This is a genomic window from Neorhizobium populisoli, from assembly GCF_019430945.1.
GTDB lineage: Bacteria > Pseudomonadota > Alphaproteobacteria > Rhizobiales > Rhizobiaceae > Neorhizobium > Neorhizobium populisoli.
Window position 1 is genome coordinate 59832 of record NZ_JAHYCB010000019.1, and the last position, 15247, is coordinate 75078.

Sequence of the window (15247 nt, forward strand, 5' to 3'; positions counted from 1 at the left end):
GAGTGAAACACATGGCGAGAAAAATTCTGGTTCTTCTTGAGAGCAGCACAAGCGGTCATCTTTTTGTTCGAGCTGCGCGTGGCCTCGGATTCACGCCTGTGTTGCTGACGGCGAGCGACGGTCGCTACCCCAACCTTTCAGGAGAAAAGCTTGATGCCGTGTTGACCGATACGTCCAATATCGAAAACATTGCCTCAACGATTGCTCGTCTGCAACGCGACGCCCCGATCGCCGGGATTCTGGCGACAGCCGGTGTCTATGCCGCCGCTGCCGCCGAGCTCAGCCGTCGCTACCGCTTGCCAGGCGGCGATCCGCGTGCGATCGAGGCTTGCCAGAACAAGTTCATACAACGCGAAACGTTACGATCTTCAGGACAGATCTGCCCTCAATATGAGCTGGTAACGAGCGTGTCGGAAGGACTGGCCGCGTCATCTGCTATTGGTTTCCCACTCATCGCCAAACCGGCCATCGGCAGTGGAAGCACGGGTGTAAGGCTTTGCGGCTCGAAGAGCGAGCTGGAAAACCATCTTGGAACGCTGTTCCGTTTGGCAGGCCCGGAGGGCGTGTTAATCGAGGAATTCCTCGAGGGGCCGGAATTTTCGATCGAAACGATCGGGGATCATGTGCTTGGTATTACCAGAAAGCACCTGGGCGGTTTGCCCTATTTTGTCGAGGTGGGACATGACTTTCCAGCGATCTTGCCGCACCAGGTTGCCGCATCCATCAATGACACAGTTTTAAGAGCACTTGCTGCATTGAGGCTCGACTTCGGCCCGGCGCATACTGAGCTTCGTTTAACGAACAAAGGCCCGGCCATCATTGAGGTGAATCCAAGGATGGGGGGAGACATGATTCCCGAGCTCGTGCGCCTTGCGACCGGCATAGATGTGGTGTCGGAAGTGATCAGGCTCGTAACAGGCCATGGGATCGATCTACATGTTCGCTCGACCCGGCACGCGTCGATACGTTTCCTGACGCCGGATTCTGGGGGCACAGTTCGGTGGCAAGCAAATGTGGATCAGGTCAAGCGCATAACCGATGTGTCAGAGGTGGAGCTTTATGTCGGCGAAGGGTCACAACTTCGATGGCGGGGCGACTATCGAGATCGCATCGGGCATGTCATTGTCGCAGGTGATACCGAGCATCACGTCGAGGTCAGTTTGGCGGCGGCATTGACGCATCTTGGATATCGTATCGAGCGTGCCGCTGTGTAGGCGCATCGCCCCAAACTGCAGCATCTGTCGGGATGTTGGTTATCAACCTGGACCTGGAAATTCTCGTGCAAGGCGCCTCCTTCAGGCGCGCGCTCCTTGGTCATCGGCGGGAAAGCTGGCCTCATCCAGAGTGAAATAGAGCTTGTTGACCTCTCGTGTGGCGCCCATCGCCTCATAAAAAGCGATCGCCTGATCGTTCGTGCCGGACACCCCCCATTTGACGCGGAAACACCCGTGGTTTTTCGCTTCCCGACAGACCTGCTCAAATAATTGCCGGGCTATTCCGTGGCGGCGTTGCCGCTCATCGACCATCAAATCGTTCAGATAAAGGAGAGGGAGTTGTCGAAAGGAAAATCCCAGAATGAGATAGAGGGCGTAGCCAACCACCGCTCCATCGGCTGCCTCAGCGACTAGTACTTCGAAACCGGATGAACTGCGCTCTCGACCCGGGTGCCCAAAGCTATGTTCGTCGACCGCAAATATATCTGCATAATTCTCGATTTCGGCGTGTCGTCTCATCAGCGTGAGAACTTCGGCGAAGTCAGCTCTTTCGATCTTCCGAATTCTCATTGCTTGCGCCCCTGTTTCCAGCTCATCGTATAGAGGGGCCAGCCAGGTGAGTGTGAATTCTTATGAAGTCTGATGAATTAAGCCAAATGCCCGTACATTTGACGAGGACCACAGACCAGCGGTCAAAGTCCCTCTTTATAACCATGCGATGTCATCACAAGAACGACAGAGGCATCGTCTGCTATAACGGACGCCTGACGCAACAACCCAAGCCCGGAGAGGACAATCGCGCTTGCACTTTCAACATATAATCCAACCCGTGACAGGATACATCGCGCCTCGATCGTAAGCTCCGTTGGCGGGGTCGCCACGCAACCGCGCCCCTGGAGCAGCGCCTTGACTCCCTGGTAGGTAACGGTCGTGCCCCCGAGCGATTTGATCGGAGATTGACCGTCGAAGTGGCCGATATAGTCTTCACCGTCAAGCACGCGGGACAGCCGGGGAAATGGCTCGATTGCGTGGATATGCGGCAGTTCGGTAATGAGACCCGCGGTACGCAGATCGAGGTAACCTTTGACGATCCCCCATAAAAGGTCTGCACGTGATGTGGGCACAAGAATATCAGTTGGCGGGTTCGGGCCCAAGCTCAGGAAGAGTTCGAACGCGACCGTGCGATAGCCATCAACGCCGAACGCATTGCTACCTACTGCGGGAAGCGTAAAATTCGTCGCCGGATACCATTCGCCAGATTGCGATCGGTCTGAGATCAGTTCCCAACGAGCGGCGGAGTTTGTGACAGTGATGATTTCTGAGCCATGCGCTTCGATTGCCTGCACCAACCCTTTCGACATGCCCGCAGTCGTTACGACAACACAAGCAATCCCGGCTCTAGCAGCATAGGCCGCGACCGAGACGCCCGCATTGCCGCTGGATGCTACAGCCACTTTGCGAGCGCCGACATCCTGGGCCCGGCGAATAAACGCCGCGCTCATACGGTCCTTGTGCGATCCCGTTGGGTTGGCCCCCTCGTTTTTGACCCATAAACGTCCGACGCCCATGGACGCCGCGAGCTGCGGCAGGTCGATAATGGGTGTATTGCCTTCACCAAGCAGCGGCTGGCCAGGATAAGCGAGCCAGTCCGACAAGTTCTCGGGCTTGAGAACCGGCGGGAAGTATTCAAAATCCGGTGCAACGCTGGCTGGATATCCTTCCTTAAAGCAGTCCGGGCAACCACAGAAATAGTCGTCGATCGGCCAAAAGCGTTGGCATCGGATGCAACGTAATCCAGACAAAGCAGGGTTCGTTTTTCTGATCGTAACGGCGTCGCTGCATTCAATTCCTGGGGATGGTGTTATCATCTCGACTCGGCCTCACTCAGGCACGAGCACAGCTCATCGCCTCTCTTGACGAGAGCTGGCACATGCCGTGACACCACGCAGCCGGACGTTGAGAAATAGACTTCCGCTGGGGTGCGCAGGGGCGCTTCCGGAAAATGCAGCAGCCCTGCGAGCTGTCCGCTACGAACGAACTCCCCGAGCTCGATGCGAGGCTCGAATATCCCCTCTTCCATAGCATGGAGGCGGCTGCCGGATGTTTTCTGCATCCAACGGGTGGCGGTGGCCGCGGGCGGATCCGCCACCGGCAATATGCCCGTATGTTTCAACACACGCATAACCCCGTCGCTTGCGACCTGCAGGCCGCGGCGGCACAAGGTTTCGCTGCCGCCGAGTTCTGCGGTCAGGCACGGGACCGACTGCACTGTACACTCGCCCGACAAGGTGAGCCTGCCGCCGCCGCCTTGGCCATTGCTGACATAACTGATCGGTGCAGCAAACCATTCGGCGAGACGACGTGCCATGTCCCGCTCTTCACCGTTCTTTCCCTCTCTGACGATGGCACAGGGGATGAAGGTTGATGAACGCCCGCCCGCGTGCAGGTCGATGACGAGATCGGCCCGTGGCAAGAGCCGCGTACTGACATAATGAGCAATGATCTGTGTCGGGCCGCCAAGCGCGTTTCCAGGGAAACAGCGATTGAGATTGCCTCCATCCAACGGAGATGATCGCGTGCCGGCCAAAACCGCCGGAAGATTGAGGCATGGCAGGATGATGAGATGGCCCCGGATCTGCTGTGGCTCAATCTCTCGCGCCAGCGTCATCAGGGCGACAATCCCCTCATATTCGTTGCCGTGGTTGCCGCCGATCAGAAGTGCGGTTGGACCGTCACCATTCTTGATCGAGATCACCGGTATCGGGATGTAGCCATAGCCATTGGTCTCGCCGGAATGATAAAGATGAAGCGCGCCGTCCTGCCGTCCGTCGCGATCGAGATCTATCGTGGTCACGATTGGCGTCTCGACGGAAATGGCATGTTGTTCATGGCGATTATCTCCGAGATCCGCCAGTCGATCGCGTGTCTTTAGCTGGTTACTGGTCGAACGCACGGTAACCTCCTTTTCGTCGGGTCAATTCGGAAATTACGATAAGGATGCTCATCAGCACCAGCAGCAGGCTTGCAACGGCGGCCAGGCGCGGGCTGACGGAGAGCAGGGCGTCCTCATACATGAGCTTGGGCAGCGTGGTGAGGCGACCGCCGGTCACAAAAAGGGAGATCGTCAACTCATCGAACGAGATGATAAATGCGAACATGAACGATGCGATGAGGCCGGACCGGATCAACGGAAACGTCACGCGTCGAAGCGTTACCGTGCAGCTCGCGCCCATCGTCGCGGCAGCATAATCGAGATTGCGGTCGTAGCCCTTGATGACGGCAAGGATCGTGACGATGACATAGGGAATGACGATGACGGTGTGACCGAGGACAACCGCAAACGTCGTTCCGGTGATCCCGATCCGGGAAAACAGGAAGAACAGGCCCACGGCAATGAAGATGTTCGGCACGATCATTGGTGCGACGACCAAACCGAACAGCGCCTGTTTTCCGGCGAACTGATCGCGGGCCAGCGCAAAAGCGCAAGGCATCGCGATGACCATCGCCAGAGCCGCCGTGGTCGTTGCAACAACCAAAGATCTCGCGGCCGCAGCAAGCCAGATTGGCGAGTCAAAAACAAGATCGTACCATTGGAGGGAAAACAAACGCGGCGGCCAGGTCAGGAACGCTTCCGAGGTAAACGATACCGGGACGACGAAGAGCGTCGGGAGGGCCAGGAAAGCGAGTATCAGGGTGCAGACGACATGAAGACCGCCACGCGATGACGTTTTCGCACGGTGTGTCGCAGGCTTTATCAGACAGAGCATCGAGATCATCGCATCCGTCAGTCGAGCAAGTGCTCGGATCACGACATTGCCGACCGACACCGCAACCTTGCGGATAAACGAGCTCTTGTTTGCGTTTTCAGCTGTGCCTCCACCACCCGCTAGTGAGAGACCAAAGACCTGATCATAGATGTAAAAGATCACCATGAATGTCATGACCAGCAATACCCCGATCGCGCCAGCAAACTGCCAGTTCAGGGCTTCACGGATCTGAAAAATGATGAGCTGGACGATCATCGTGTCCTGCGGCCCGCCTAACAACGCAGGCGTAATGAAGAAGCCGAGCGATGTGATGAACACAAGCAGTGCCGCGGATGCAACGCCGGGCATTGTCAGCGGGAAATAGATCCGCCAGAAGCGTGTTCCAGTCTTGGCGCCCATCGTCGCGCCTGCTCTCGACAGATTCGGATCGATATTCTCCATCACGGCTAGAAGCGTCAAAGTCGCAAGCGGCATCAGCGCATGCGTCATTCCAATCATCACGCCGGCAAAATTGTAAATGAGCTGCAGCGGCACATCGATGATGCCGATGGCCAGGAGCATCTGGTTGACGGCGCCCTTTCGTCCCAGAAGCACGATCCACGCGAACGTGCGTACCAGAAAGCTTGTCCAGAACGGCATGAGCACGAGGATGATGAGCCAGTTTCGCGTCGAGCGCCGCGACGTCGCAAGCAAATAGGCTACGGGGTAGGCGCCAATGACACAAAGGAGCGTCGTGTAGAACGCCACTTTAAGCGTTGTCACGAGAACCTTGCCATAAAGCGGAACCTCGATCAGCCGTTGATAATGCGTCAGGCTCGGCAGGGCGGTGTCGCCCAAGAAGCTCATGCCGAGCAACATGATCACGGGAATGACGAACAGCGAAAACAGGAAGATCGCGACGGGCGCCGTCTGCCAGTGGAGCCTATTCCATTTCGGCCACACGTTGCGGATCGGCGTGGTCTGAAGGATGGTATCAATTCTGGCCATCACGCCGCCTCCCGCTGTTTGCCGGAGAAAACGTTGCCGACATTGTCGGCCCAGCCAATCGTGACGATATCGCCCTTGCGGACGCAGCGGGAATAATCCGTGAGTTGTGAGACGCGGAGAGCCGAGGCGCCGCCGACATCGACGAAAAGTTTCGTGATGGCTCCAGAGACAAACACTTCCTTCACCTGACCACGTACGCGATTGTCTCGTAAATCCGCGTCCAGAAGGACGGAAAGGGATTCGGGCCGCGTAAAATGCACGATGTCTGAACCGGACACAGGTGTGTTGCCGCTGCGGACCCGGACAGTGCCGATCCCCGGCAATTCAAGCGTGAGACAGTCATTCTCCTCGCCGACGATCGTACCTGCGATAAGGTTCGACTCTCCCAGGAAATCTGCGGCGAACAGCGTCTTGGGCTGGAAATAAAGCTCCTGCGGTGTGCCGATCTGTTCGATTTGCCCACGGTTCATCAGGCAGATGCGATCGGACATCACCATCGCCTCTTCCTGGTCGTGCGTCACATAAAGAACCGTCATTCCGAGTTCGGCATGCAGCCTTTTGATTTCGAATTGCAGATGATCCCTGAGCTTTTTATCGAGTGCACCGAGCGGTTCATCCATCAGGACGATCGACGGGTTGGCGACGAAAGCCCTGGCGAGCGCAATGCGCTGTTGCTGCCCGCCGGACAGCTGATTACAATAGCGCTCTGCGACATGCTCGAGCTTTACCATCGCGAGCGCCTGCCGGATCGCTGTCTTGCGATCCATGGCCGGGACTTTGCGCATCTCAAGAGGAAACGAGATGTTCTGGGCGACCGTCATATGGGGGAAAAGCGCGTAGTTTTGAAACACCATGCCGATATCGCGGCCACATGCTGGACGGTGAGTGGCCTCCTGTCCGTCGATCCAGATCTTGCCTTCGTCCGGATTGTTGAGGCCCGCGACGGACCAGAGAAGCGTTGTCTTTCCGGATCCCGAGGGTCCTAGCATCGTCAGAAATTCGCCGTCAATCATGTCGAGGTTGACATGATCGAGCGCGACGGCCGCCCCATATCGTTTGCTTAAGCCGCGGATTGCCAGCTTGTTCTTACGTTCGTTCAATTTGAAATCCTCCCATGCGTCGAGGAGATGGCAGGACCGCGCTGAGGGTCGCTGCCACTTCCGCGGTTCTAATCAACCGAGCAGCCAGTTCTCGTACCGCTCCTGCGCCATCGCATTGTTGGCGCCCCACCAGGCAGCATCCATCACGAACATATCGGCGAGATAGGCCGGGTTTGTCGGCAAAATACCGGCGAGCTTGGGTTCGATGAAGTCGAAGGCCTTCGGATTGCAAGGCCCGCTGGTGGAGTGCTTGACGAACTCGGCCTGACGCTCACCGGACGAAGAGAACTCAATGAAGTCGCGCATCAGTTCGACATTTGGACCGCCGCGCAGGATCGCGAAGCCTGCGAAGGAAAACATCGCATCCTTCCAGACGATCTGGACTGGGGCGCCGTCGTCGATCGCGACCTGGGCGCGAGAATTCCAGGTGATCAGGCAGTCGACTTCTCCCGTCTTCAGCATCTGTGAAGTTTGCGCGCCGCCGGTCCACCAGACTGCGATATCGTTTTTAATCCTGTCGAGGCTTCTGAACGCGCGGTCGAGGTCAAGAGGGTAGAGACTATTCTTCGAGACGCCGTCGGCCAGAAGCGCTGGCTCGAGCGTGCCGCTTGGGTGCTTGCGCAGCGAACGCGAACCGGGGATTGCCTTTGGATTCCAGAAATCGGCAAACCCCGTGGGGGGGCGTTTTCCCATCGTGTCCTGGCGATACGCAAGAACGGTCGAATAGCCCATCGCGCCAATCAGGAAGTCATTGCGAAGATCGGCGGGAATTTGAGAGGCGTGCGGCCCGAGCTTGCCATTGCCGGTGACCTTTTCAAGGTATTTGTGGTCCGTGAGAATGACGACGTCGCTCATATCGAGAAGCGCGCCGTCCCAGGCGTAATTGCCCGCATCGACCATCGCCTTGATTTCGCCGGTTGGACCGTGAGACGATTGCACGCCGACAACATCGACGCCGGCAGCCTTTGCGAAAGGCTCGAAGAACGCCTTTTTATAGGCTTCGCCGACCGGTCCGCCCGGATCGCGGATCGTGAGTGTGCGGCCTTTGGCCGAAGCAGGCCGGATATAGGGGGCGGCCAGTGCCGCACCCGACATGGTCACGAATGTCCGGCGACCGATCGTCGTCCCCGTGTACTGCATTTCCCCGCGCATTCCGTTCCCCTTTTCGTTGAAGTCCTGTGTGTCCAACGGTCGGCATGATTGTGATCTGACTGCCGATGAACACCCCCCGAAGCCGCGCCGCTTTATCGCGGGTCAAACCCGCAGGTTCGCGACGATGTGGCCTGGAGGAATTTTGTTCAGCCCGTTGGACAGCACGATGTTGGCCCTACGGACGGCCGTGCGTCCAATCGAAAGAAGGAGGCAATTCATGCAAGGATGTAATGTGAGAATAGTCAGCCCGGGCTGAAAAACACTGTTTACCCACCGCCTAAAGGCGATCGATGGGAGTGAACCGGGTATAGTCGATACCCGTTCGTTGGAAACGGCGTTAATCAGTCGGCAATCCGCTATGGAGCTTGTCGCCGAGGATTTTCGCCTGCGGTTAGCGCCGTGATAGGCCGAAAAATCGTTAGCCGAACCAGATGTTTCGATCGCCGTTTCGGGCAAAACAGCTCCGACGAAAGTTATTAGACCCAATTTGATGGGTTGAATAAAAAATTGAAGAAATGCAGTATTTGAGCCATTAAACGGGTCATTTAATGCGCCTGACGCTCCAAACACATTTTAAGGGTGAGTGGATGACGTCGCAACGCTAGAACTCAATGACGATGCGGCCGGCTTCCAGGGTGCGTTGATCGTCGATTACGATCTCGATTATTTCGTCAGGGTCGTATCGGTGCATTTGCCGCTGGAAAAACAGTCCGTGACCATCGCGCCTTATCTATCCGATATCCCGTGTTTCTCGAAAATCGTTATAGCCGGAACTGGCCGCCGTTCCTCTTGGATCTCATGCCACAGGGACATGCAAGGCGAAAGCTTGCCGATCACCTCGGCCTTGCGGAAGGCGTGCGCTCCTGATCTCCCGCTGCTTCTGAGATCGGCGACAGGCGGCATTGGAAACATCCGGATCGAGGAAGCGGCAGAGGCAGAAGCTGAACGGCTGTGCGGTGTACAGCGCCGTAGAGTTACAGAAGCGGAAATCCGTTACCGTTCGGACCGCTTCATGGAAGTGGCCGACCGATTTGGATTGCTCGCGTCGGGCTCAAGTGGCCTGCAAGGCGAATGGCCAAAGGTCTCCATGACGCAGGCGAATGACGGACTCTATTATCCTGACAGCTTCGTGACCGATGATGAGGCCGTGCGCCACGTCATCGTCAAGCTGGTACGCAGCAACGAGCCTGTGGACCTCGTGATTTTGGAAGGCGAAGCCCTCTGTTCGCGGATCGCTCAAGAGATTGGTTTGAATGTTAGTGAACCATCAACCTATGCCGAAGGCGTCCTGATCATTCCCCGTTTCGACCGGAAGAAAGGAGAGGGCGAGGAAACCGTTAGACTGGGCCAGGAAAGTCTTGTGTCCGCGATCGGCGTTGCCGACTTCGGGCATGTTGGCACACATGAGGCCTATATCGACGTTTTGCGTCAACACTCGGCCGATCGCTCCTCGGATACCGTCGAATATCTGAAGCGCGACATCGCGAACCTGGCGCTCGGCAATCCCGACAATCACGGCTGGAACTCCGCACTCAGCAAGCACGAGGACGGCACGATCCGACTTTCTCCGCTCTTCGATTTCGCGCCCATGCGGCTCGCCAAGGAGGGAATAGTACGCTCCACCCGTTGGGCCATCATGCGTGACGGTGGTCGAGATCACCTTCCCGATTGGAAATGCGTTTGCAAGGAGGTGATGCCTGATCCTACCAAGCAGAAAGCGCTTGCGGCCGCGCTGTGCGGATTTGCAGGACATCTCCGGCAGGCGCCAGACATAGCGTACCAAATGGAGGCGTCGCCGGAAATTCTTGAACGCGTAATGGGACGCTGCGTGGAAATCGCAGATAGCGTTTTGGCGACGTGCCTGTGAATGTCGGAGGAAAGCTGAATGGCTCGTTGGAAGAAGCCTACGAAAGAGGAGATCCTCGAAAACCGGCGGACACTGGCGGAGCGCGCTCGAACCGGCGATTTAAGGCTGCCTATTGCGGTGGCAGAAATCCGAAAGGGTTTCGGCATGACCCAAGAGGAGTTCGCGAAAATGCTTGCCCTAACCCGACGACAAGTTGCGGAGATCGAAGCCGGCGCGGCAAATCCAACGTTAGAAACACTGGATAAAATCGGGCGGCTATTCGGTTTCGCGGTTGGCTTTGTTCCGCGGATCAGGGAACCTTGATAGCGCGAGCAGAATAGCGGCGAGATTGCGAGAAAGTTTGGCGCCGTGATTGAACGCTAGGGAGATAACAGCCGATTGTTCCAGCTGAATATCGTCGATCTGATTCTTCGTTTTCGAGCTCATATTACCCTAGATTGGGAACTCATATCGCGTCAAACTCCTTCAAGACGCGATCGCGCTCTTCGTCCAAGAAGGTGAGAAATTTCTGGGTCACCGCGGATTGCGCCCGCATGCTGGCAGCCGCCATCGCGTAGTCTATCTGGACGACTGGACGAAAACGCCGCATGACCAAACCGTGGCCAGAAAAGTCGGCGGCCGCAAACGGGCTGACAATGGAGATGCCGGCGCCATTCATGACGAAACTGCAGATGGTGGCCGCATACTGGGTTTCGAGATGGATGTTCAAATCCAGGCCTTGAGCACCGAAGATCTGATCGATCTGCTGACGCGTGACGTCGTCTTTGACGAAACCGACAAACGGCAAGCCGGCGATATCCTGTGCGGTGATCTCGGATTTCGCGGTCAGGGCGTGCCCGGCAGGCAAGATACAGACAGCATCCACGCTTACGAAATGCGTTTGATGCTCCCCGTGGTCATCCGGACGACCTGGCAGGAATCCAAGATCGAATTCCTGTGTTGCAGCTACGCTTCGAACCGCGCCGGCGCTTCTGACCTGAAGAGACACATCGACATTCGGATACAAGCGCGAAAAGCGGCTGATGACACGTGGGAGAAAACCAAAACCGAGCGCCGGTATTGCTAGAATGCGCAACTGACCGGTGTTGAAATTACTAATCGTGTCGGCGATATGCCGCAGATTTTCGAGCCCGACAAACGCCCGCTTCACTTCCTCATAAAAAGCTAGGCCCTCAGGCGTTGGCTGGACGCCTCGCCCGACCCGCCGGAAAAGCTTGAGTTTCGAAACCTTTTCCAACCGCTCGATCTGGCGGCTCGCGGCCGGCTGCGAAAGATTGAGGGTTTCTGCGCCGGCGGTGATGCTGCCTGCCTGCATGACTGCCCGAAAGACTTCGATTTGCCTCAGGTTCATCATGCGGCACCCGTGCAAGCGGTTTGCCGACTCATATCGATTGTGTGCGCGACAAAGCATAAATTTTCAGGCCGAGCGAAAGCCTCACGGCTCCAGAGAAGGCCGAAGAAGGTACTCTGCCAAATATTGCCAGCCAACAATAACCCCGAAACCGTCCGGCGCGGGCAAGGCGACATGCCATCTCGGACCGGACGTTACCATAGGTCAGATGCGCGGTCGTAACTTCGCGCGGTCCCTTGCCGAGTGTGGCTCATATATTATGCCGGAAGAAAACGCGCCGAGCAACAGCCGGGACCGTCCACATGGCCATCGCCAATCTTGTGCTCTCGTGGGCCACGTTAGCGCGCTTCAGGTAATTCTCATGAAGAACCGAATCCACTTCGCTAAACGGCGAAGCTATGCGCTCAGTTCGTTTGTCCTGTGCCGCGCCGCAGGCAACGCGTAGCGAGAAGGAAGACTTCGATCACACGTTTCCGGTCTTTCTCAAATGGCGGCGCAGAACTGTTTCGGCGACGGCGCACCAGTCGAACGAGTGGCGATGGACGTCGAAGAAAGCTTGGAAATCCAGTTTTGATCAGATTTTGGGACCCGCGGCTCTTTCAAGCCGAGGATATCAGGCCCAGCCGTGCGGTAATCTCTTTGTCGCCCAGGACGTCTGACCCGTCAACAGGTTACGGCCCCCATTCTACAGATTGATATTTTGCCAACTGTGAGGACCATCGAGTGTTCTTCACCGGCCAGTTGGCGGGCGGGCAGAACTCTTGGAGAGGAGGGCACGACGCTCATGAATGCAACCGATAGGACTGGTGCCGGCGCAGGTTAACCTTTTGAAAGACAGCGACCTCCAAAACCGTTCAAAGGACACGCTGGAACAGTTTTTCCACAGGCTCAATGTACAAATCTCGGACACTTCCTGGAACGGAGCAGTAATTTGCGAGTCATGAGAAAAGGTGACCAACCATCACCTTTAGGAGAGCGTGAACCATTCCAGGTTCGGGTGCACTCTCCGAGTCATGACAAAACGATTCAAAAATTACCTAATGGTGCTTGCGGTAGCGCTGACAATGTGGGCGATCATCATCTCGTTCATCGTCTGGGCGTTTTCATAAAAAGCCGAAATCGGCGGTTTTTCAAAAAACTCATCATTCACGGCGGCTGACACCGCGCCGTTAATACCAACGCTACAGCGGTTGGAATGCCAGGTTTGCTAATTGTGGCCGGACGAAGTTGGTGCTAATTGCTACAAGCGGCCACGATTCAATTTAGACGAGAATTTAGAAGGCTCTTACCCCCGGCCATGATGAAAACCTCACTCGACCATATCCCGCCAAGAAAGCAGCTTGAGCTAGACCGGGTGAAGGAACTCCTGCACGAAGAATTCGAGGATGCGCTGAAGGAGGGCACGGCCGAATTCAAGAAGCGCGGGCGGATTCTGAAGATCATCTTGTTTGGCTCATACGCCAAGGGCGGCTGGGTCGATGAGCCGTTCACGATGAAGGGCTACCGATCCGATTTCGACCTGCTTGTTATCGTTAACGATCGACGGCTAAATGATTTCGCAAGCTACTGGTACAAAGCCGCCGACAGACTGATCCGCGACAAGTCGATCGAGACGCCCGTCAGCTTCATTGTTCATTCTAGGCGTGAGGTGAATGCCTACTTGAAAGAGGGGCAGTACTTCTTTTCAGATATCCGGAAGGAAGGGATCGTCCTCTACGAGCTTGATGATGAGCCTCTCGCAGAACCAGGGCTGCTTTCGCCGGAGGACCAGCTTCGGGTTGCAAAGGACCATTTTGAACATCGTTTCAGCGCTGCAGCGAAGTTCCTCAAGGTATCAATGTTTAGCCTAACCGAGAAGGACCTGAACGAAGCGGCTTTTTTAATGCATCAATCGCTTGAACAGGCTTACGCTTGCGTTCTTCTGACAATGACGAACTACGGACCGCCATCCCACAATCTGAAATTCTTACGATCATTGGCGGAAGGGCTCGACCGTCGTTTGGCAGGTGCATTTCCTCGCGACCAGCATCGCGAACGCGCATGGTTCAACACGTTAAATGAGGCGTACGTCAAAGCGCGCTACTCAAGACACTATCAAATAGGCGAGGACGCTCTAGTATGGCTGAGTTGCCGCGCCGCTGAGCTTCTGAAACTAGTGGAAATAACCTGCTCGGAACATATAGGCTCCTTGAAAAGCTAATCAGCGAACTCCGCCTTGATCAGGTCGAGCTGCCAAGCAGCGAAATAAGCCAGTGGTTGTTGCCGTCTTCTCAGGCGGCGGGGAACGTCGGACGGTCTCGTATGATAACGAGGTATCCTGTTTGAAGCGATAACTATCTTGATCGCCGGCGGAACTGGCGATAGAAAAAGTGACCTCGGTGGCGCTTGTTTCGGCCTGACCTATTGAAGTTTATCCGGCTGCGACTAACCGGGTTTGGTATCCGAGCGATGAGCGCGGCCAGGAATTGTTATAGTCGTCGGCCCATTCTGCATGGCGCTACGGGCATGATCGAGCCTGAAGAACAGGCTCTCGTTGAGCAGCTCGTCGCGCATGCGGCAGTTGAAACGCTCGACATAGCCATTTTGCGACGGTCTTCCCGGCGCGATGTAGTGCCACTCGACCTTGTGATCCTTGGACCAGGCAAGGATGGTATTCGAGGTCAGTCCGGTCCCGTTGTCTGAGACGATCACGCCAGGCTTGCCTCGTCGCTCGATAAGCGTCGTCAGTTCCCTCGCGACACGGTGACCCGATATCGATGTGTCCGGAATCGCCACCACGTATTCGCGTATTCGCGCGTGACATCGTCGACTACATCGAGGATGCGGAAGCGCCTGCCGTAGGCGAATTGATCGTGGACGAAATCCAGAGACCAGCGGGCATTGGCCTTCGCTTCGACGAGGATCGGCGCGCGCGTGCCGACGGCACGCCGCCTGGTTTTCCGTTTGCGCACGGAAAGACCTTCCTAGCGATTAGAGCCGATAGATGCGATTGACCCCGGAAAGCTCTCCGTCCCGCCGAAGCAGAATGAACAGCCGTCGGTAGCCGCACCGTCGTCGCTCCTTGGCCAGATCGCGCAGCTTCGCTTGCAACTCAACCTCAGGCAGTCGAGAGGATCGATAACGGATTGTCTTTCGGTCGGCGGATATGATCTCGCAGGCCCGCCGTCCAAAAGACCCATGATTGCCTTCAGGTACGCGACAGCGTCACGCTTGGCTGCAGGCCCTACCATTTTTTTGAGAGACGCTCGCGGAGTGCGGCTGTATCCAGCGTCTTTCGCCAAGCAGTTTCTTCAGCTTGGCATTCTCGTCCTCCAGTGCCTTGAGGCGCTTGGCCTCAGACACCTTCATGCCGCCGTATTTGGCCTTAGTTGTGAAAGGTCGCCTCGGAAATCCCGTGCCTACGGCAAAGATCAGCCGCTCTCGCTCCAGCCTCCTGCTCTTCCGTGAACCGCTGCTTCTTCATAAGTTCGGCAAGCCACGCCTGCGGATCAATGCCGTTGAGCTTGGCACTCAAGATCAGCGTCGTCACGAAGGCGGCACGGTCAGCGCCGCGATTGAAGCTATCTGCATGCGTAACAACGAAAATGTCTTTGTGAACATCCAGACCAACATATGGGATTGCTAGGTTCAAGGTCCGTCTCCTATGCTTGAGGCTCTGTGCCAGATCAACTTAGGGTTCAGACTCATATGTGGAACGGCCCGGTTGGCAAGGTTTTTCAGCGCAAATCACCTCCGGACGGTGCAGTCATATGTCCGGCCTGTGAGCGCGGTCATTGACCGCTGGCCACGATGAGATCCGCGATGTCGAT

At 56.4% G+C, this 15247-nt stretch carries 11 protein-coding genes and 2 pseudogenes; 4 read left to right on the forward strand and 9 right to left on the reverse strand.

What is annotated here, in order from left to right; genetic code table 11:
• Positions 1–11 precede the first annotated feature (11 nt).
• The gene (locus KX729_RS30660; protein ID WP_219746242.1) at positions 12–1214 is read left to right on the forward strand and encodes an ATP-grasp domain-containing protein; all 1203 of its coding nucleotides are present in this window, start codon (positions 12–14) and stop codon (positions 1212–1214) included.
• 81 nt (positions 1215–1295) lie between these two features.
• On the opposite strand, the gene KX729_RS30665 is transcribed toward KX729_RS30660, so the two are convergent.
• The 6 genes from KX729_RS30665 to KX729_RS30690 all read right to left on the reverse strand — a co-directional run bounded on the left by KX729_RS30665 (position 1296) and on the right by KX729_RS30690 (position 8220).
• Positions 1296–1784 carry a GNAT family N-acetyltransferase gene (locus KX729_RS30665; protein ID WP_219746243.1) on the reverse strand — a complete coding sequence of 163 codons (489 nt, stop codon included), beginning with the start codon at positions 1782–1784 and terminating at the stop codon, positions 1296–1298.
• A 122-nt stretch (positions 1785–1906) separates the two neighbouring features.
• Positions 1907–3082, reverse strand: coding sequence for a threonine synthase (locus tag KX729_RS30670; protein ID WP_219746244.1), 1176 nt, complete (start codon positions 3080–3082; stop codon positions 1907–1909).
• Complete coding sequence (locus KX729_RS30675) at positions 3079–4167, reverse strand: succinylglutamate desuccinylase/aspartoacylase family protein (protein ID WP_219746245.1); 1089 nt, start codon at positions 4165–4167, stop codon at positions 3079–3081. The genes KX729_RS30670 and KX729_RS30675 overlap by 4 nt, the downstream gene beginning before the upstream one ends.
• Entirely contained in the window at positions 4151–5839 is a 1689-nt protein-coding gene (locus KX729_RS30680; protein ID WP_246617987.1) for an ABC transporter permease subunit, read from the reverse strand. Before KX729_RS30680 ends, KX729_RS30675 begins: the two co-directional genes overlap by 17 nt.
• 128 nt (positions 5840–5967) lie before the next feature.
• On the reverse strand, positions 5968–7068 hold the full coding sequence (locus KX729_RS30685) for an ABC transporter ATP-binding protein (protein ID WP_219746247.1): 1101 nt from the start codon (positions 7066–7068) through the stop codon (positions 5968–5970).
• 72 nt (positions 7069–7140) lie between these two features.
• A complete protein-coding gene (locus tag KX729_RS30690; protein ID WP_219746248.1) occupies positions 7141–8220 on the reverse strand; it encodes an ABC transporter substrate-binding protein in 1080 nt (359 codons plus the stop codon).
• 583 nt (positions 8221–8803) lie between these two features.
• On the opposite strand from KX729_RS30690, the gene KX729_RS34500 reads away from it, so the two are divergent.
• Both KX729_RS34500 and KX729_RS30700 read left to right on the forward strand, forming a co-directional pair.
• Positions 8804–10087: a type II toxin-antitoxin system HipA family toxin gene (locus tag KX729_RS34500; protein ID WP_312992914.1), complete on the forward strand. Its 1284-nt coding sequence runs from the start codon at positions 8804–8806 to the stop codon at positions 10085–10087.
• Positions 10088–10105: 18 nt separating this feature from the next.
• Positions 10106–10390 (forward strand): helix-turn-helix transcriptional regulator, encoded by a 285-nt coding sequence (locus KX729_RS30700; protein ID WP_219746249.1) that lies wholly within the window; start codon positions 10106–10108, stop codon positions 10388–10390.
• A 142-nt stretch (positions 10391–10532) separates the two neighbouring features.
• Here the strand turns inward: KX729_RS30700 and KX729_RS30705 are convergent, their stop codons facing one another.
• Positions 10533–11441: a LysR substrate-binding domain-containing protein gene (locus KX729_RS30705; RefSeq protein WP_219746250.1), complete on the reverse strand. Its 909-nt coding sequence runs from the start codon at positions 11439–11441 to the stop codon at positions 10533–10535.
• Between the two features lie 1294 nt (positions 11442–12735).
• Between KX729_RS30705 and KX729_RS30710 the strand changes: the two genes are divergently transcribed.
• On the forward strand, positions 12736–13638 hold the full coding sequence (locus KX729_RS30710; RefSeq protein ID WP_219746251.1) for a nucleotidyltransferase and HEPN domain-containing protein: 903 nt from the start codon (positions 12736–12738) through the stop codon (positions 13636–13638).
• Between the two features lie 213 nt (positions 13639–13851).
• Here the strand turns inward: KX729_RS30710 and KX729_RS30715 are convergent.
• Positions 13852–14901, reverse strand: a pseudogene (locus KX729_RS30715) (IS3 family transposase); the annotation flags it as partial.
• Positions 14893–14994: pseudogene (locus KX729_RS33975) on the reverse strand (transposase domain-containing protein); the annotation flags it as partial. The pseudogenes KX729_RS33975 and KX729_RS30715, both read right to left, overlap by 9 nt.
• Between the last annotated feature and the right edge of the window lie 253 nt (positions 14995–15247).

What these genes read in the sequence shown, in the direction of transcription:
- KX729_RS30690 (WP_219746248.1), bottom strand. Translation starts at nt 8,220, where the DNA reads ATGCGCGGGGAAATGCAGTACACGGGGACGACGATCGGTCGCCGGACA.
- KX729_RS30700 (WP_219746249.1), top strand. Translation starts at nt 10,106, where the DNA reads ATGGCTCGTTGGAAGAAGCCTACGAAAGAGGAGATCCTCGAAAACCGG.
- KX729_RS30705 (WP_219746250.1), bottom strand. Translation starts at nt 11,441, where the DNA reads ATGATGAACCTGAGGCAAATCGAAGTCTTTCGGGCAGTCATGCAGGCA.
- KX729_RS30660 (WP_219746242.1), top strand. Translation starts at nt 12, where the DNA reads ATGGCGAGAAAAATTCTGGTTCTTCTTGAGAGCAGCACAAGCGGTCAT.
- KX729_RS30670 (WP_219746244.1), bottom strand. Translation starts at nt 3,082, where the DNA reads ATGATAACACCATCCCCAGGAATTGAATGCAGCGACGCCGTTACGATC.
- KX729_RS30710 (WP_219746251.1), top strand. Translation starts at nt 12,736, where the DNA reads ATGATGAAAACCTCACTCGACCATATCCCGCCAAGAAAGCAGCTTGAG.
- KX729_RS30680 (WP_246617987.1), bottom strand. Translation starts at nt 5,839, where the DNA reads ATGTTGCTCGGCATGAGCTTCTTGGGCGACACCGCCCTGCCGAGCCTG.
- KX729_RS30665 (WP_219746243.1), bottom strand. Translation starts at nt 1,784, where the DNA reads ATGAGAATTCGGAAGATCGAAAGAGCTGACTTCGCCGAAGTTCTCACG.